This window comes from Pseudoalteromonas sp. KS88 (assembly GCF_004766475.1).
Lineage (GTDB): Bacteria > Pseudomonadota > Gammaproteobacteria > Enterobacterales > Alteromonadaceae > Pseudoalteromonas.
Genome location: NZ_PYHV01000011.1, coordinates 35429 through 55304, shown reverse-complemented (window position 1 = coordinate 55304; position 19876 = coordinate 35429). Strand labels below are relative to the sequence as shown.

At 38.4% G+C, this 19876-nt stretch carries 9 protein-coding genes; 2 read left to right on the top strand and 7 right to left on the bottom strand.

Annotated features, from left to right (window positions below; translation table 11 throughout):
- Positions 1-5: 5 nt before the first annotated feature.
- Entirely contained in the window at positions 6-209 is a 204-nt protein-coding gene (gene bcsR / locus C7Y70_RS07215; protein WP_099294538.1) for a BcsR/BcsP family cellulose biosynthesis protein, read from the bottom strand.
- A gap of 116 nt (positions 210-325) precedes the next feature.
- On the opposite strand from bcsR, the gene bcsE reads away from it, so the two are divergent.
- Both bcsE and bcsG read left to right on the top strand, forming a co-directional pair.
- On the top strand, positions 326-1945 hold the full coding sequence (bcsE, locus tag C7Y70_RS07210; protein ID WP_135474005.1) for a cellulose biosynthesis protein BcsE: 1620 nt from the start codon (positions 326-328) through the stop codon (positions 1943-1945).
- Between the two features lie 169 nt (positions 1946-2114).
- Complete coding sequence (gene bcsG / locus C7Y70_RS07205) at positions 2115-3689, top strand: cellulose biosynthesis protein BcsG (protein WP_135474003.1); 1575 nt, start codon at positions 2115-2117, stop codon at positions 3687-3689.
- A gap of 120 nt (positions 3690-3809) precedes the next feature.
- Here bcsG and C7Y70_RS07200 read toward each other — a convergent pair whose 3' ends face one another.
- The 6 genes from C7Y70_RS07200 to C7Y70_RS07175 all read right to left on the bottom strand — a co-directional run bounded on the left by C7Y70_RS07200 (position 3810) and on the right by C7Y70_RS07175 (position 19868).
- Positions 3810-5024, bottom strand: coding sequence for a DUF642 domain-containing protein (locus C7Y70_RS07200; RefSeq protein ID WP_135474001.1), 1215 nt, complete (start codon positions 5022-5024; stop codon positions 3810-3812).
- Between the two features lie 319 nt (positions 5025-5343).
- The gene (locus C7Y70_RS07195; RefSeq protein WP_245321405.1) at positions 5344-9456 is read right to left on the bottom strand and encodes a poly-gamma-glutamate synthase PgsB; all 4113 of its coding nucleotides are present in this window, start codon (positions 9454-9456) and stop codon (positions 5344-5346) included.
- A gap of 1 nt (position 9457) precedes the next feature.
- Positions 9458-13759 (bottom strand): autotransporter outer membrane beta-barrel domain-containing protein, encoded by a 4302-nt coding sequence (locus C7Y70_RS07190; RefSeq protein WP_135473999.1) that lies wholly within the window; start codon positions 13757-13759, stop codon positions 9458-9460.
- Positions 13744-14508: a hypothetical protein gene (locus C7Y70_RS07185; protein WP_135473997.1), complete on the bottom strand. Its 765-nt coding sequence runs from the start codon at positions 14506-14508 to the stop codon at positions 13744-13746. Before C7Y70_RS07185 ends, C7Y70_RS07190 begins: the two co-directional genes overlap by 16 nt.
- Complete coding sequence (locus tag C7Y70_RS07180) at positions 14495-16765, bottom strand: hypothetical protein (protein WP_135473995.1); 2271 nt, start codon at positions 16763-16765, stop codon at positions 14495-14497. Before C7Y70_RS07180 ends, C7Y70_RS07185 begins: the two co-directional genes overlap by 14 nt.
- Positions 16752-19868 carry a poly-gamma-glutamate biosynthesis protein PgsC/CapC gene (locus tag C7Y70_RS07175; RefSeq protein ID WP_135473993.1) on the bottom strand — a complete coding sequence of 1039 codons (3117 nt, stop codon included), beginning with the start codon at positions 19866-19868 and terminating at the stop codon, positions 16752-16754. Before C7Y70_RS07175 ends, C7Y70_RS07180 begins: the two co-directional genes overlap by 14 nt.
- Between the last annotated feature and the right edge of the window lie 8 nt (positions 19869-19876).

Genomic DNA, 19876 nt, shown 5'->3' with positions numbered 1-19876 from the left:
AACGATTATTTTGTATTTATTGCAATATCAAACATGTCGCAAGAACGTGATACATCGCTTAATAAAGGATATTTTTCAATTATTTGGTTATTCTTTTGCACATCAACAATTTCAATATAGGATGAAGTCTTGCCACCAAATCGGTTTAATAAATTATCAATATCGTACTGGGTGAGGATATTTGATTTTTTTACTGCAAACTCATTCATTAAGACTGTCTCTTGTAAATAAAACGCTATAAATTTTGTTTCGATATGGACTTAGTTAACATTATATATAGAATGTTGGACAAAACTAGCTAAAAGTATTAATTATAGGATATGACGTGCCTGAATTCGATATAGAGGGGTTGCCGAGCTCATTTACCGAGCTCAAAGCCAATGCAACATACATATTTATATCTCCTCTAGATAATCAAGTTATAGAGTTTGCCTTGCAGGCTATCTCGAGCACTTCGTCAGCGCACCTGTTTATCTTATCATCTCAAATCGAACTGTTTTACGAATCGGCCCACGGCGCTAATTTAAACGCTCTTCATGAAAGAGGCAACGTACATTCTTTTTCATTTGATTACGCTGTCGCACAAAAAAAGCAGCTTAGTTTTACTAACAACCTACTGAATGAACTGAAAGTGTATGATGAGCTTGCGGGCTCCACGGTTGTGCTTCACATTCATACCGACTTATTTACGCGACACTCTCAAGCGCAGTTAACTGAACGACTGAAGCAATACGATAAGTTTGCGAAAAAAAACCAACTGACATTCATCTTTATTGTTACAGGAATTGAAGTTGCGCAAGTACGCAGAGATGTGCAAGTGCTCAACAAATATTTTGATGGCATTGTTTATATTTCAAATGAATCTGCTGTACGCACTATTGAGTATGATTATTGGAGTTACAGTGAGGGTGTTAAGGCGGGTGAGTCTGTTCAGCTAGAGGTCTTTGGCGATCGATTAAAAGCGGTCACAAAAAGTGAATTGAGTGAGCAAAATCCGCATCAAAATTTTGACGAAGATGATGTGTGGTTAGTTAAGACAGCAGTACCAGAAGGCACCAAATTACCGGTGTTTTATAAAACAGTCGCCGATAACGAAGCGCTGTTTAAGCATGGTAAAAAAGTTAAAGCGGCCACATTGGTATTTGCTGTGACGCGCTACACAGATTTAGCAACCTTAGCAAGCCAGTGCTTTTCGTTAAGGAACCACTGTGGTAAGAAGTTAAAATTAGTGGTGCAGAACGTAGATGGTATTATCCGCCACCAAGACGAATGTTTGTTTTTGACCTTGGGTGTTAACCTTATTTTATACAGTTTCTCAGAACCATCTCGTTTGCTTTCTCAGATTCAGTCAATACAGGGGTTTCAGTTTTCAAGGCCTTTGCCTAGCAACATTGAAGAGGTTTTGAAATATTCAGAAAGCTCGCTCTCAAAAGGGTTTTTACCACTAAAAGAGTTTGCAAAACAGGTATTGAATTACAGTGATTCTGCTGCGAATATGGGCGTAAGTGGCGTGTTAGTGGTATTACGGTTATTGCCCCGTATAGAGGCGATACATCCTTTACAGCTGTTCCATGTTAAGCGCGAAGGGGATGTGTTTAGCACTGTCGATGACCAAGTATACTTATACTTGCATGCATGTCGTGAACATGATGTTGAAAATGCAATTAAACATCTATTTAGGTTAAAAGTGGCTGATTTCTTCGATTCAAAAATTGTAATCGCCGACCACTTCTTTATTCAGCAAGAATGTAGGCGTTTAAAAAATAAGTACGATGCTGTTGAAGTGCCTGATTATACAATGCAATTACAAGATAATACTCGTCATATATTTGATAAACGACCTGCCGATAATACAAAAGCCAAGGTAGATTCACCTGAATTTAGAAAAGTAACTAGGCCTTTTGCAACGCGTTGTTTAATGAGTTTGAAGGAATCGATGAAATGAACCTAAATCAGTTTTTTATTACTTTTGTTGTTGCGTTAATCTTTGGGGTCGTTTTGAGCAATATCGCAAAAACACTTTTTGTTCATTTTATGAGGTTTTATCGAAAGCTGACATTCAGGCATGTATTACTTAAGCCGTATGAGCCGAGTATTAAAAAGAAGGATAAAATGTGAAAATAACAGGTTTAGGTATTTGGAATGTCTATTTTTTAATTAAAATTGCTTTATATGCGCGTGGCGAAATTTCATTTCATTTTATAGAGAATTTAGCTTTCTTTGCTTTTTTGGCATTGTCATTTAATCACCCTTTAGTGCAGCGTGCTAAGCACGTTTTGGCAGGGGGATTTGCGATTATTTTATTTTATTATGATTCATGGTTACCGCCTATATCGCGTTTACTGAAGCAGGTTGGCAATGTACAAGATTTTAGCCTAGATTATTTTATTGAAATAAGCGCGCGCGTGGTTAGCTTAGAATTGTTTTTAAGCCTCTTCATAGTGTGTGTGTTTTACCGATACACTCATCAATGGCTTCGCTATACTACGCTTTCATTGGTTGGGTTTGGCTATGCTTATTGGCTGGCTTCAGCGAGCGTTGATGTTGAGGTCGTCCCAGCTCAAGTATCACAAAAACAATCTCGGGTTGCTGCAAAGCAATTAGTTGATGTGGGAGCATCACTTTCTCCACAACAACAGCTTACACGTTTTTATCAAGAGCAAAGCCAATTAACCAGTGTGTTTCCTGAACAATTGCCAGAAAACCCTTTTGATGTATTAATTCTCAATGTGTGCTCTTTATCAACAGCAGACCTAAATGCAATTGATGTAGATCCGCGTGAGCTATTTAGTAATTTTGATGTCTTGTTTAGTGATTTTAATTCAGCCACATCCTATAGTGGCCCAGCAGCTATTAGGTTATTGCGAGCAAGCTGTGGGCAAACGAGTCAACCACAACTCTTTGAGTCGGTGCCTAAGCAGTGTTACTTGTTTGAAAATTTAGCTGAACTGGGGTTTGATACCTCAGTTGCTATGAACCACGATGGGCACTTTGATGATTTTAAAGGGTTAATAAACTCATATGGTGGCATAAATATTCCTAAATTAAACTTTACGAATTATTCACCCTTTCAATTCGGGTTTGATGGAAAACCTATTTACTCAGATCAAGAAGTACTAACCAACTGGCTTTCATCCCAGCAAAAGAGCAATAAACCACGTGCGCTTTATTACAATACGATCAGCTTACATGATGGTAATCAAATTGCAGGTTATGACCGCATGAGCAGCCCACAAAGTTACCCAATTAGACAAAAACAGCTTTTTAGTGATATTAATCAGTTTATTGATAAGCTTGAGAGTGCAAAGCGTAATACGTTATTAGTGCTCGTGCCTGAGCATGGTGCAGCCTTAGAGGGTGATAAGGTTCAATTTTCAGGATTACGAGAAATACCAAGCCCTAAGATAGTTTCAGTTCCTAGTGCGATTAAGTTTATTGGGCCTAATATAACTCACTCGGGGTTAATTGAGATCAGTGAGTCAACGAGCTATTTTGCCCTATCTGAAATCATCAGCCGTGCACTACGAACTAATGTGTTCTCAGGAAATACATCAATTGGTTCACTACTTGACGATTTGCCACGGGCACCTAAAGTAGCTGAGAATGAAGACACTATAATGATGTATATCAATGAGCGACCGTATATTCAGCTTGATGGTGGGGAGTGGACTGAATATCCTCAAGGTTAATATGAAATAAGGCTCAGGCACTTTGTTTTGTGTGGACTATTAGGGGAAATTAGCGGGGATTACGCTTTTTACATAAAAAATCGGGCAACTTACATTGCCCGATACTTTTTCTAGTCGGTATTAATTACAATAATTACCATCAACAAATGTCAAATCATTTAGGTGTGAAGGTCCTTCCATTACAAAAGTAGCTTCAGCGGTATTCTGATTTAATTGATAAATTTTAGCGTTCTCGCCACTTTCGCGTCCAGATACATAAATAGCCCCATCATCTGCAATAGCGATACCTGATGCCCAATTTACGTTATGCTCACCAATAAGAGAAAGCTCCAGCGTACCCTGATCAACAGTATAAAGTGCTTTACCTGTTAACACATAAAGCACATTGTTATCTGCAGAGTAAGCAATATCACCGTGAGAGAAAGAGTCACCCGGGTAAGTTAATTTGCCTAACACTGTTTTATCACCCGTCGCTAAATCAAAGTCATACATGTATGTTTTGCTGGTTGCACGAAGTGTCGTGCCATCAGCGCTCATTGCAGAGCGATAGATTGGGTATGATTTAGTTGGTGATACTAATGATTGTTGGTTGTTAGCAAGATCAAGCGAAAGAATTTGCGATACTTTTGTTGAACGGTCTAATTGCTCCATGAAATAAAGCACACCATTATGTGAAGCGATATTTGATGCTGTATTATTCAAGCCAGCTACTATTGAGTAAGTATTTGTATCTGTGTTGAAAAAGTAAACGTAACCTTCTTCGTTAGAACCAAAGTTATTAATACCATATAGACCAGAGGCGCAAGCCGTCGATACTTTTACATCATCAATAAAAGCACCATAAGAATCAGATTTCCCAGCACCAACAAACTTAAGTTCTGAACTATTTGAGTTAGCTTTAACAGTGTAAGTAAACTTCTGCCAGCCTCGGCTTGATGCGTTTAATGTATCAAGAAGTTCACCATCCCAGTAAACTTTAGCTTTATTTGTTGTTTCATCACCATCTCTACGGGCTGAATAATAAAAGCTAATCTCATAGTTTTGCTGTGCTTGTGTTTCAAGTGTTTGAAACACACTGTAGTTGGCTGTTGAATCTAGTTCGATATACTGAGTACCATCTTGTGAAGGGACGATATTGAGTGCTGTTGTTTGAATTTCAAACTTCGCATTATCAGAGCGTTGCCAGCCAGGTACTTTGTTGAATAAGCTCCAAGTTCCTGAAACTTGTGCTGTGTCTTCAAATGAACCATTTACAACTAAGTTGCTGCTGGCCATTGTAAAGCTAGATGCTAAAAGTAGAGGTAGAGCAGCAAGCTTAAAGGTTGAGTTTTTCATAAAGTATCTCCTACAAGATGACTAGTAATGATTCTGTTAACATTTTGTTTAACTTTAATTGGTACTATTTTGCTATTTTTTGGTGGTTTGGTCAAATGTAGAACACTCGGAATTTTCGTATTATTACGTTGGATTTTTCTCTACAAAATATTATTTATTATTTTTTAGTGACTTATAATTTTTTGATGGGTGTGAACAATTTAAATCACTTATCTGGTAGTAATTGAACGTTGGCTTGAATTAGTGCATAAGTCTAAATAATTATCAGGGGTCTAATAAAAAAGAATTTAGCAACTTTTATACTCAAGTCTTATCCATGTCATTTATTTTTTTCGTTTGAAAAAGAAAGCCAACCAGGTTTCTGGTTTCGGTTTAGCTTAGCGAGGATTTCAATCGCTTTTTCCAAGGTTATGCGATTGTTTGCAATATCTTTATAAACACGGATAGCGATTTTTTTACGTTTTACCGCAGCGCCGGCTTCTAAGAAAGACTCTACGACTTGAGTGGCGAAGCGCTTAATTGTACTTTTTTGCTTTTTAACTGATTGGCCGTTCTTTATATGTGCGCGTTTACTTAGGCGCTCAGTAATATGTTGAAGTTCAGCTTGGCTATACTCATTTTGTGCGTGATGGGCTTTTCTGATTTGAATAATCGCATTCTTTAAATAGGTGGCCTCAAGTTCTGAGAACTGATTAATGAGTGATAGACGTGCTAACGCTTGCCTAAAGTGATCGGCAGAGCAACTTTCATCAAGTAATGTTGTAATATTGTCGTAAATACGTTGCCACTGCTGCCAGCTGTAAACGTAACCAAGGCCTGTCCCTTTGATGTTCTGCATTCCTACAATAACTTGATGACAGTTAGGCCTAGCATAAGTCGATAATTCAACAGTCAATTCGTTGGCAGAAATTTGAGAGTCATCTATGAGCACACACTTACTGTGTGCAAGGCTAAGTAAAGTTTGTTTTAATTGTTGTTGGTTTTTTTCAATGTTATCAAATAAAGGCTGAATTTTTTTATAACTTATATAATGCTCAAATACATCTTTTAAACTTGTTTTGCGTTGTTTAGGTAAGTCAAAATCTTGATTTTTAAACCAAGAATCTAAGCGTGCTTGGTTGGTTATTCCCTCAAGCTCATGCGTTGGCAAAGTAGACTCTAGCGCACTATTAAATAGCGTAATAAGTGAGTCAAAATCCTTAATACAATGTAATTGCGAGCATAATAATTCTAACTCTTGGCGATCATTGTTCTTGATTATTCGCTCTAAACGAGCTGTAAATGCTTGAATATAGTAACTATAAAACCCATCTACATTTGTCCCTATCACGACCATTTTATCGAATGGTAAATCGTTAGCGAGAATCTCAGCAAACACTTTAGAACGGGCAACGCGGTCATTACGATTATTTATAAGTGCTATGGTCTGTTTTGTTGGATCGTTTGATAATTCAAATAGGTTTAAACGCTTCCAATTTTCAAGAGTTGCTAAACGTTCGTTGGCAGACATGCTATTAACAAATGACATGCTAAAGCCATTAAATGGTGCTGCTGTGAAGTGTTGTAAAACACCAATATCAGGAACGATACGTTGTGATGTTTCTTTAAATACAAAGTCTTTATCTAGGCCAATATGTGCCGCCATCTTGCACACTAAAGCGATATTGTCTGGGTGCTCCTGGTAAGGGTAAAGTGCTCTTATATCAGGGGGGATTTGATAACCATCCCCCCAATGAACTTGCACAAGGGTGCTTTTCTTTAGCGTGGCATCCTTTTCTAGAATGGGCATCATCGTTTGTTCGCTGGTAAATACTAAGTTATTTGGTGCGATAAAATTAGCCATTTCTTTAGCAACATCAATACCTGTAGGCCCTAAAATGTCTTCATGATCAGGGTATGCATTGGTAATAGTAGAAAAGTTATCTTGCATCCATTGGCGTAAAATCCTCACGTATCGAGGAGTTAGCCCCATGCATTCCCATAAAAAAACATCGGCTTTTACATTTTTTGCAAAATGTAAAATATCACTTTGTTCCCAAATACTCGCTTTATCAAAAGGGCGAAATATAGGTACTTCAAATTGATCACCGTTTGAACGTGCAAATATCATCGTGGCTTCACAGCCAGTTGTTTTGGTTATAACTTTAAGTGCTAGGCCACTAAAAAGAGCTGCTTTGAGCCTTTCTGTGCCTGACTTACCTCGTGTTCCCCAGCCTCCAATACTAACGGGGATTGCTTTTCTATCTCTTTTTATACGTTGACTGACATGGACATGGCGGCCCCAAAAATACAGCATAAAACCCAGTACAAAAAATATTAACTGGCCAATACTGTTTTGATAAATAGAATATAAATACTCTTTAAAGCTAAGCCACACATTTACAAAGAGCGGAGAAACACTTAACTTTTTATAAAGGTTACTAATTCCTTCTTCAACCTCAAAGTGACAACCAAGTTGTTCACCATAAGCCTTAAACTCAAGTTTAAAGCCGTTTTTTTCGAGTTTTGATAAATAGTTTTTTTGTTCAATATCGTTACCTTTTCGCAAGTTATCTAGTTGCTCAAGGTTAAGTGACAACCAAATGTATGTCTTTACGCGTTGAAAAAGTGTTGCAGGTGGAGTGACACATAAAATACCGTCAGGTGTGTATGTTTTTGCTGCTTGCTTTATATCGTCTTGACTTAACACTGATAATAAAAAATCAGGTAAGGGAAGGTGAGGGCGTGTTGAGTGCTCTTTATCATCAAACAGTGGCTCTCCTGGAACGCTTGTTGTACTTATCTCAGCAACCGTGCAGCTAGGAACATGCATAAATGCAGAAGGCTTTCTCGCTACGCTGTGGTTAAAGCTTTGACGTTTATCAGTACTTGGATTTCGCCATTCATGAATAAAGCGCCAAATGCGAAACGCGCTGTGATAACCATTACGAATGTGCCAATGATGTTTTTTATTGGTTACATTGTAGCCTTCATTTTGCTGTGCTTTACGGCTAAGTAAGCGCCCTAATAGCTCTTCATCTAATGACTTTTGATCTATCAGAGTTTTATCAGATTGTGGAAGTGAATGCTCCAAAGATGCCACCTTAGTTTGGTGTGCAAATGAAACCAGTTGTTCGCGCGTTCTCGTGATGTATCGACGAACGGCGCGGTTAGGTTCTTGATTAAGTTGGTCATTTAAACACGCTATAAACTGCTTGAAGATTGCGTCTGGATCATCTGTTTCAAGTTGTAAGTTGAGCATTATTCTAGCGCTGAGCTCTAAGGTTAAACGTTTAATTTGTATACTGTGTTTGGACTTTAATAGCTCCTTCCATAAGCTAAAGGCTATCCCGTCTGTGCTCATGCGTGCATTGCTTAATTGTTTTACTAATGTAAAACGTACTGAATCTTCTGTTTCGTGCTTGAGTCGCTCGGTGATCAGCCTTTGTAAAAAAGGAAGATCAAAATACAACGACTGCTCAACAACACTTTGCCTTACTCTTGGGTAAGTGTGGCAAGCAAGACGTTGCAGTAAATCTTCGCAGTGCTTGGTTAAATGCAATTGACTGACTAAAATTTTTGGTAAAGCGGCTAATAGAAATAAACGCTGATCATCTTTGAGTTGAAATTGATCTTGATTTTTGATGATTTGTGCCATAAATGCACGAATGTATGTAGGGCGTTGATGAATCAAGATTTCTAAAATATCTAATCGGGCTAAATGTGGTGTATGAGGCTGCTCTAATGCTAACACTAATGTTTCCACTAAATTTGCGCTGAGCTCATGTTCATCCACTGTGTTATGTATAAGTTGTACTTGATTGGCTAGCGCGCGATATAGCGCATTTTTTACATGTTCGCTTTTTGTTTGCGACAAGACATTTAGGAAAAAGTTTTCTAAATCGAGAGATTGCCATGCACTTGAAATATTTTTGGCATAATTTAGTAGATAGCGGTTACTCAAATCGCCTAGTTTACCAATTAAAAATTTTAATGTTTGTTCAATATCGGCAATGCTGTCTTGGTAGCGGTTAATGACAGCGCCTTCATCAAACCAACGAGAAAATGCTTGTTTGTCTTGTTTTAATTGTTCATCTGTTGCGCCGAGCTGTTTTGCATAATCAAGAATATGAAACTCTCTCTCAGCACTTATTTCAGCATGACTAATGCGTTCAATAAATAACAGGTAGCCGGCATCTAGTTGCTGTAGGTTCTGTTGCTTTTGCTCTACTTGATGACGCAAAAATCCAATAGACTGGCGCAGTAGCCAATCGTTCTCGTCTTCTTGTTCTGGGATCGTTTGTAACAGCTCCCATTTTGCTAAATCATCAACGAGCTGGCGATATTTTTGACGGTACAAGTCGAGCCAAAAATTGGCAATGTCAGCAAAAAGCACATGCTCTAAACGTTGCTTTAATTCTTGCTGTGTCATTTGTTTATTTGCAGATGCCATACTAATCTTGCTCTAAAAAGTGATTGAGTTGCAGTGATTCAAAGATGATTTCATCATGGGAGAAAACACTTAAACCAGTGTCTGATATATTGCCAGTAGAGAACTCTAAGCTCACATTGTGATCATTTCGAAACCAATCCTGATCCCAACGTAATTTTATCCAGCCTTGAGAAAAGTTACCTAAATGCACTTGTTTGCGCCAACCTAGGCTGGTGATATATTGCCACGTGCTATTCGGCCTATCATCATCGGCAAATTTATAATAACTGGTTAAGCCTGCCTGAAAGATGTGGCCTCGGTAAAATTGACTCCATGAGCTTCCAAAGCGTAATAAATCTAAGCTCGTCCAATCAGCGTTACTGGTGCTGCCCGCCATAAAGTTAACATAACCATCAACCCAAGGTTGATAGCGATATTGGTATTCTCCTCGCCATCCATAAGGGTGATCCTCACGGTAAAAATTATAGATGTCGGAGTTTAAATTCGAATCAAATAAAAAGTCATCAAGGGAGGCACTGCTATAACTATAAAAAGGGCTCACCTGCCATTGATGCCGGTGGCTTTGGTCTATTCGCCAAATTTGACCAATTTGAATATAGGCATTTATACCGTATTGACTTGAAAGTTTACCTTTACTAGGTTGCCAAGAGGTTTGTAATGCACTGTCTATATACCACGGGCTATCATGGTCTTGCCAAGCATGGTAGCCGTCGATAGAAAGTATGTCAGCGTCTTGCTCGCTGAATGAATATGTTAAGTCTAAACGATACCAGTTTTCATCGTCGGCAAGGCGAAGTCGCGCTCCGAGATCTAAACTATGGCGAGTTGGAATGTCTTCACTGGTTTCAAATATACCACGGCGGTTATACTTAACAAACGCTTGCCAGTTTATTTCTTCAGGCTTAAAGGTGGCGATTTCACTGTGCAAAGTGTGTGTTTGCTCAGGTAATATATAGGTCAATATGTCACCTTCAAGCTGGGGTTGGGGTTGATAACTTGAAATTTTATGGTGTGAGTCTCTCAATTGCCATGTGTAGAGTCTGACGTATTTTAATTTATCTGTAGTGACTTCGACTTTTCCAGCTGGATGAAAAAAAGTTCGCTCAATACGTTGCTTATACCCATTACTCTCATTGCCCTTAAGCATTTGCTCAAGCTTTACCAATCTATCCGCAGGTAGTTTTGCAATTAACGGTTGGTTTGGTAGTACCGTGTAAAAGAGTAGCTTTTTTGGTAGAGGAAGATCATACCAATGCCCATGACGATACTCCTGTGCATTCAAGGTTATAATCTGCGATAAGTAAGGATTGAGCCAATGCAATGAAATGACATTGTTTACAAGTTCCGATTTATTGAACCCAAATGCAGTCACCTTGTCTGGCTCAACAGACCATGTTTTTGTAGTATCACCTAGATTGATTGCAATATTAGCTATATTTCCTTGTGATAGCTCTGCATTAGAAAAGTGAAAATTCAAACGTATTTGATCTGAACGGGTTTGCGATAAGTCTAAATTTAGACTGTGTAATGGGCGCAGCAATAACCCGCTCTTAAAGTCATGCTTACTACTACTGCGTGATAACTGATCGCTAAAACTTGCTTCACTGAGCGAATCAACCGTAAGCAACTGGGTGCCAGCAAAGTCCGCGTATTCCTCAAGGGGTGTCCATTGACCATAACTTTGCACCCGAGATAGTAGTGGTTCAAGGCTTTCAGGCAAGGTGACAGTTCTTAATTTGGCGAGCGCTTGTGTATACTCATTTATACCAAGAGTATTACCAGATAGTTTGAATAAAGTGTTGTTTAATAATGCTTTTTCATTTTTAGAGGGATCGTAAACCAAATCAAGAAATGACTGCTGCCAATAATGAGCCGTAGCCATGTCTTGAAAAACAAAATCTTCTAATAAAAGCGCAGGTAAAACCTTTAAACTTATATATGCAGGGTTATCACTGTGTAGTCGAACAGACTCGCCTGGCTGTAAAGTAACTAAGCTTTCACTGGCAATAGATAGCAATTGCCCAGTATCTTCTCGTGCTGTCGTTGAGCTTATATCTGAATAAATGGGCAATATGCTTTGTTGTTGACCTTTGGTGGCGAACATCCAGCTCATTTTATATTGACCATTTTGGACACTCTGACTGCGGGCTCTTATGGCGAATGTCACCGGTTTATCTGTTGCACTTATAGTAACTCCTTGTTGGTTGTTTAAAACATAAGTCTGAAATAAACCATTTGGGCTAATTAAGGTGTTGCTGCCTATATGTGCTAAAGAATAAGCTGTTTGATTACTATCTGCTTTAGCGTACTTACGCCAATTTAAACGCGCGTAACTATTTTTTAATTTTGGATCAGTTATTAGATTGTGGCTAAGCCACAGTGCTAGCAGGTGGCGCTGCTGTTTAATGGCAAGCTTTACCATAGTATGTTGACACGTATTTATTGTATTGGCTGCATCAGCACACAAGCCTAGCAGTTTATAGTCTTGCTTTAGGTTGATGTATTTTTCTAGTAGCGCTTGTGCAGCATATTTTTTAAGTGTTGGAGTTGCGGTGCTTTTATATAATCCCTCAAGATAGCTTTTAGCCAGTACACCTCTGCCTTGTTGTGATAATAATGCAATGCGCAGTTGCCATGCTTTTATTGCAATGGTTGGGTTTGTTGCATTTACTAATGATTTTAGTAATTGTAGTGATTTTAACGGGTCACTTTTACTTAAGTCATGTGCTTTTGCAAGCTGGTTATGCCAGTGCACTTGTTGCTGTTGCGTTTCTTTTACACTTACAATTTGCGGGTTGTAGGGGACTAAAGTGTTAATGTATTCGTCGCCCATTAAAGCCAGCTTATCTTTAAGGAGCTGGCTGATGATAGGGCTTTTTTCTATTAACTTACCAGGTTGCAAATAAAGTAGCTCATTGTTTGGTAAGTCTAACAATTGTGAACTTTGCATTACATATTCTATGGGCTTACGTTGTGGTTGCAGGTTTTGGATTTTTATTGAGCTGGTGGCTAAGGGAATAGCTAATTCAAATGTTGCAAACTTGTCGCTTTTTAATAGGTTTAAATGCCATTGTTGATTACCACTGCTAACTAAAATATGGGTGTCAATGTGACTGCGGGCATGCAATGTGATTGTAGGCTTGACGCGTTGTTTTGTTTTAAGATCAAAATGATGAGGTTGTGCTTTTAGAGAATGTACTTGAGCATACTCTTTTGTCAGTACAGGGTAGCCAGTATCATCAACAATACGCATGCCACTTAAGCTATCAAAGTGTTCGAATCGGCTATTAAAAATAATGTTATTATGGGCGTTGGGCATTAAGTAATGACTGGTTGAAATTGTTTTTAAAAGGTCTTGATAACGACGCTGGGCAAGCGCGTTATTTTTTTGATAAACACTCGAATTAACAGCCGATAAATCGTGATTTACATATATTTTTTTCAGTGTTTTATCTAGATTATTGATCCAAAATGGTTGGAAGTACTTTTCCTCTAGTTTATCCAATGCTTGATCGTCATATAGAGCGTGATGACTTTGTTCGACCTTTATATAAGCAGCCGTTTCGCTTCGAAGTGTTAAATATTCACCTTTTTCAATGGCGATATAATCAGCATTGGCTAATCCAATGTGCTGTGACGGGTATTCATTTGCTCTACTGGCTAATACACTAATAATTGCAGCGGGCCTCTCATTAATAGAAGCATATACTTTGCCGTTAATATCATGACTGAGTAAATCTTTACGCACTGATATTTTTAGTTTTTTAGCATGTTGAAAGTATAACTTAACCTGCTCACCAGCTTTAAAGTGATAATAATACTCAATATTTTGACCATAAGTAAGACGTGTAATATGCCTAGGGAGTTTTATTGCGTGGAGAAAGCTATCGCTGTGCCGCAAATTTTTACCCACCATGACATTAAACGTTTTACCAACATCTAAATGATTCGTTATTTTAATAATTCGGTTGTATGGTTGGCTAGGCAGCTGGCAGCGTGATTTTTTACAGGTAAAATCACGCTGTTGGTTCAACCTTTGTTGCGCAAGGTGACTGGTACCGGCGCTAAGAATAAATATATTAAAGTGACTACTTTCAAGTTCAAGCCATTGTCCTTTAGGTAACCACAAATGCTGGCTCTGCTTCGCTTCAAAAAAGTTTGAATGTTGTTTTTCTTTTAGTGTGAGTTCTGACCCAACATTTACCCAAGTCGGAGAGTTTAAGACGTTGTCGTTACTAGCAAATGCATAAGTGCTCACTAAAGAGAAAAGGCTAAAAATAAAGACAATCACAGTGAAATACATTTTTTTAGTCCACTCATTAATTTAGGCTGTTGAATAAGTTTTTTACGTAATGAATAACTAAGTTCAATATGGAAAAATTCATTTTTTGGCAATGTAATACTGTTTAAAATATTTTTAGTACCACCTAGCTCGGCTACTTCTAATGGGTAGACGGCGCTTTTGAGTTTTAAGCGTTCATTGAAGCAACGGCTTATTTTTTTCACTTTTGCCGAGGGCGGCCGTGCCCCCTGACTGATAATGACATCAAGAGCTTGAGCTTGCTCTGTGCGACGTTTCTTTTCATCAAAACCATGAATTTGATAAATACGGGTCGCTGGCACAGTACTGGCGTACGATTCGATGAATGCATTTGCAACACTGTAACGGGACTTACCTAAATCGGCTTTAACTCCCAGCTTGTTTAGGGTATTTCGGTGTTTTGTATTGGCTATGAGTACTTGGCACTGTGCGGATAATGCCTCTGCAATGTCAAAAGTGTATTTGTCAAAATAACGGTGTGGTGCATAGATAATACAGGGTTCTTCGCGCATGCTATAGCGTATGAGAGCGCCGGAAATTAATTCATGTTTATCATCCAAGATTATTTCTGCATTTAGATGATAATTTAACTGCATCACTCTTTGATTTGTCAGCCACTGACTAAGCTGTTGTTTTAAAGTGGCATAATTATCGGCAACACTAGGTCCTGTTGCGCTTAATGCAAAGCTCAAAAATAAGCTTAAAAGTAGGGTTGGTTTAAAGAGTTTCATCGTTCCACCACCTTATTCTTTGTTCTTCATTTTCATACTCTTCAAGTATGGCAATCCAAATCGTTTTATCACTGCTCAACGTAATATCATTAATAGCCCTTATATCACTGGTGATTTGATTAGTAATAGCAGGGTAGGCATATAGTGTGCTGTCTTTAGGGTGTATCAGGAATGCATCACTCAGAGCGCTTGGTAATAAACGTAACCGTTTGCTTTTTAGGCTATATTCATCTGTTAAACCTCGTTGATAACGAGCACTTTGTGCAATATTAAGTATGACGGGCTGATTTATTTTTGAGCTATAGGCTTTCACTACAACACTTTTTGGTCGAAGTGACGGGTAGTTCAAGGTGAGCGTTTTATTCGCTGCTAATTTATATAAACGTTGTTTAATCCATGGCCTTGGACCTTGCCAGTTTTGATAAATAGCTTTAGCCGTTGTTTTAATGTGGGTTAAGTTATTAAAATCAGTGTCTTTTAAATCAATCTCTTTAGCGCTATTTTTATTTTCTTGATACACAATATTGGCGGCAATAGTATCCGGGGCTTGTGCTGATGTTTGTATCAACAGGTGTGATTGCACTTTTTCGTAGTTAAAAGGGGTAGGTTCAGTTAACGGTGCAAAGTATTTTTTGGGGCTATTTATTAAGGCCACGTTGGATATTGGTAGAACTGAAAAAAGTTCTCTTGATTGGTAAAAGGTGTCTTCGATAATGACTTCTGGTGGTTCTTCAAAAACGCGGATGTTTATGTAAGCGTCGTTATCAGTGAAGCTATAGTGATTATCTGCTTGTTGCTCATACCAAGCAGCAATATTGTAAAAGTCTGGTGTTTCTTCACAAACGGTGTGACACACAGTTCGTTGGTAATTAAAATCACTATTACGAGACTTGACTCTTATCAGAGCAGGTTGATTTGAAATAACTTCTAGGCTGGCCGCTTTTTCCCCAACACGTAAATATAATGCTTTGGCTTTTTTAGTTAGTTGGCGCTGTGTTGTATCGAGAATAATTCGGTCAAATTGTGATGTTTCACCGTCATAAAATACGTTAAACCTTTCTATTTCCTTTTTATTTATATCATATACCACGACTATCGCTTGGCTGTTTCGGGGAGCCCGTAGCTCAATATTAATGTCACTATTTGCTTCAAGGGTGTAGCGAGCGTTAATTGTTTCGCTGATTTTATAAAAACCATCTTGCGATGTGAGTAGCGGCTGCATTGATTTAAATGACCAGTTAGTCAATGTGCTTTGAGTACTGCAAATAGTCACTAAGCCTGGCAGTAGAGGTTCGGTAATGAACTGAGTTGTTTGCTCATATTGTCCAAAACTAACTGTTTTCGGTGCAACAAATTGATGCAAATCGTACCAAACTAGGTCGATTTTTGCCGTGTTGTTTTGCGTGAAAATTAAACTATCTGGTTGTTCTATTTTGATACTTGCACAAAGGTGCTGATCGGTATAGTAATCGTCTAGATTTAGTTGTTGTTGGCTGAAATCATACGTTACGACATTGTAAGGTAAGGTTTCGTATAAAATATCTGATTTAAAATCGATGCTTGGTATTCCTTGTGGCGCAAGCTTTAACCACTTGAACGCAACTGCACTACTCATTTCTGACTCTGATAAAGCATTAACACCAAGACTTAAATAATTTGTAGCTCGCTCACGTCTTTCTATTGGTAGTTTTAACCAAGCGCTATCTTGATCTTGGGCATTATTGATGGTCTTTGCATGCACTCTGACGACAACACCTTTGACGTTAGGGTCCTCTGGGATTAATCTTAAGGAAATTGAAAAAACACCCTCAAGTTGTTGTGAGCTAATATAAAACGATTGCCCAGATGAAACGTGTAAAGCCTCACGCTGTTCAATAATTTGCTTTATTTGGTGCTCGTCATCGGCTGGCGTTAATTTAGTTGCATGATGGTAAATACGGGTTTTAATAGGTTTGTTTTGCTCGTCATTTAATGAGTACTCAATGGCATAATTAATAGGTGTATCGAGATTGAGCTGTTGCTGAAATATGGCATTTGAGAGCACTCGAATAGAGCGGGTACGTGATGGTGAGTATGCAAAAATTAAGGGCTTTTCAGTGGATAGCCACTGGACATTAGAGCGAGTTTCATCGTCTGAGCGAGCGGTTATAGGCTCGGCAGATTTTAACCAAAGATAAAAGCTAAACAATGAAAAGCCAGCGGTAATTAACAATGTTAATAATACTATAAGCTTAAAAAAGCGCTTAATAAATTGCATAAGTGCCTTCCATCATCATGGTGTTAAAACGTGATTGATCGGTTAATCGGTTTGTCACTGGATTAAAAATAGCGAGCAACTTTGAATTTAAGAGTATAGCGAGGGCATATTCTTGTTGGCCTTCAAACTCTATAGTTTGTAAGGTGCAGTTATTAATGGGCTTACATAGTTGTGCCAGTACTGTTAAGCGTTGTGAACTACCATACTGTTGCAGTACGTCATTAAAATGCTGTTCTTGATTAAAGCTTAAATCGGCCCAGTCATTTGGTGACAGTGTGCTGATATTTATTGTTTTTACATAGGGTTGAGCAGATATTGCCAGCAAGCGTTGTAATAAACTTTGCTGATTAACTGAAAATTGTTTTTTAAAGTCAGATGCTAGCCACAATGTTGCAAGTTCACTTTGTGACGTAAATACTTGATAGCCAGATTGTGGTGAAGTGCCTAATTCAAGCCCTCTTGTTGCAGTTTGACCTAATACTGTTTGATAGTTTACCGACAAAGTGTTTAGGCCACTATCAAGGGCATCAATAAGTGCCTTATAGCTACTGCCTGCTTGAGTAGACTGAAATGCCAGTGCTGTGGGTCTAATCCACGATGGGGCACTATGACTACGAATTTGTAAATTAAGTACATGCTGGTTTTGTGCATACCTAAGGTAGCTTTGATGAACAACATTAAAAAGTGCGTCAATATTGTTTGGCGCTAATACATTTGCTTGCGGATGCGCATATGGATGAGCGCCAGCAATCATAAGCTGTTCAGCTTTACTGGCAATAAATAACTCAGTCGCAAATTTAAGTGTATTACTTTCAAATAATGGCCGAGGGACTTGGATATTTAATCGCTCACTATTATTGAGATTTAAAAAATATACTCCTTGGCCATACCCAAGTGCAGGGCCTTCTAAACTAGGCGCAATTAGGAGGAAACGGCCTTGGCCATTACGAACCAAGCTTAACTGGTAGCCCATTAACCTAACCGTCGAATTAACCTGCTTGAGTAGATTTACTACATCACCATCGACCATTTTTTCACTTAGGCTGGCTTTTAAATTGTACAGCGGGCGTAAAATTTCAAACTCCCATAAAGCCGCTTGATTAGGTGATAATGGTTTATACTGGCCACTTCCTTTTGCGGTAATATAGTCTGAATAAAAATCCACCAATTCGTTTAGCGATTTATTGACGTAGGCGATTTCATTTTTTGCTTCTCCTTGATTATCGCGAGCAATATTAGCTAATAACGTAGTGTAGTTTTCACGACTTAAGAAAGCTTCAAATAATTGACCTTTAAAATTTTGATCGGGCAAGGAGCTTGTTGTTGCTAGACCGAAGAATGTCCCTTGATAACCAAGCAGCTGCTGAACTAATCGTTGGCTCAATTCGCTGGGGATCTGGTTATATATCCAATATTGGCTCGACGCACCTAACGTGGTTTTTGCTAGTAAGCGGCTGCTGCGGTTATTTACCTCGCGCACTTGAAATATTTGCTCAAGATCCATCGCCTCAATGAATGCATAATAATAATCACTCTGTTGATTATTTTGAGAGAGTTTTGCACTGGGTGTTAAGCTTGTACCAAATACCATAGCTTGAGCTGAAAAATGCTCAAAAATATGACCTGCGGAATCACTTGCAAGGCTTTCCGACGTTGGATAAGGCACTGTGACTATAAAGTTTGCTGAAGGGTTGCGCGCAATAACAAAAAATCCTCGTTGAGAGGTTTTTCTCGTATCACGGATATAAATAAACCGTTCATCAAATTGAAGTTGAAAACCGAGTTTAGCGAAACGTGGTAGGTTATTCTGTATGTTCTGTAAATTATCGGGGGCTTTGTTTATTTCATTAATTGCGTACTTAAAATTGTTTTTGTCTTGGTTTACTTGGTAAAGGCTCAATTCTACAGTGTCTTTGCTATCGGTGTACAAATAGCTTTTATACTCACTAATTTGTTGGCTCAAGGTACTCGTTTGTTGGGTTGGGCTAAAGCTATTAACGCCGGTATCTATAAATAAAGAAGGGATAAACATAATAAGAAAACCAATGGCAATTGCTAACGAACCACCAACAATTGACGTTTGAAACGTCGCTCTTATGACGAGACCTAACGCACTTTTTTGGTATATTTTTAAAGCTAATAAAGTAGATAACATATAACCAAAGGCAAAGGTGTCAGTTACTTTTATCTCAGGGTAATAATGGACAACAAAATAGTTTAAAAAGAGTTTATAAATAAAACCAATGTTAAAGAAAAACAATAATAGTCGAGCGCCTTCAATATTGGCATTCCTTAATCTTGTATAGTTAAGTAATGATGCGCCAATAATTAATATAATGGCTGTTTCGGCAAAAGAGGTGAGTAACTTGGTTGGTTGCATTAATTGTAAAGCAAGTAAAGCAGGCAACATGATGCCATTAAATTCCCAGCCATATTTTATATTCGCTCTGGATGCAAAAAATGCCGTTATTACTAGAATGATGTACGCTTTAGGCGCAGCAATAATTGAAGCAGCAACCGCTTCATACATTATAGCAAGGTTAGCAATGCTAAAATTGGTCATTGGCATGAGTGCATAGCGCACTAGTAAATAGGTAATAACAAGCTGAATAATGGTCACTTTCATGCCGTATTTAAAACCGCCGTTCCACATTACGTTTGCGGTTAATGCGATAATAACTAAGCCAAGTGAATAAAGCTGTGAAGAGTAGTCAAAAGTAATATCCCAACCGCTTAGGATATTGGCAATTAATGGCCAAAAAAGGGTGTCCATAACTACACGGACTAAAATACTAATTAAGATAATAGCGAAAAACCGATCTCGGCCAAACATTTCCCCGTAGCCAAATTTTTCCATAATGTATTTAGCGCTAAAGCGCATCAAGCCATACACCACGACAGATTCAATAATAATAACGCCAGCAGAGGTAGGGCTTACAATAAGAAGTGGTACAAGGTAACCCGGAACAACTAACCCGGTTAAAGGGAAGCCAAAGCGTAAGTTGAGTAAACATACAACGGTGATACCAATCCATACAGTGGTAATCACCGACTGACCAAGTCCACCTCCAGATGGAAACAAGTGTAAAATTAAATCACCCACAGGTTAAA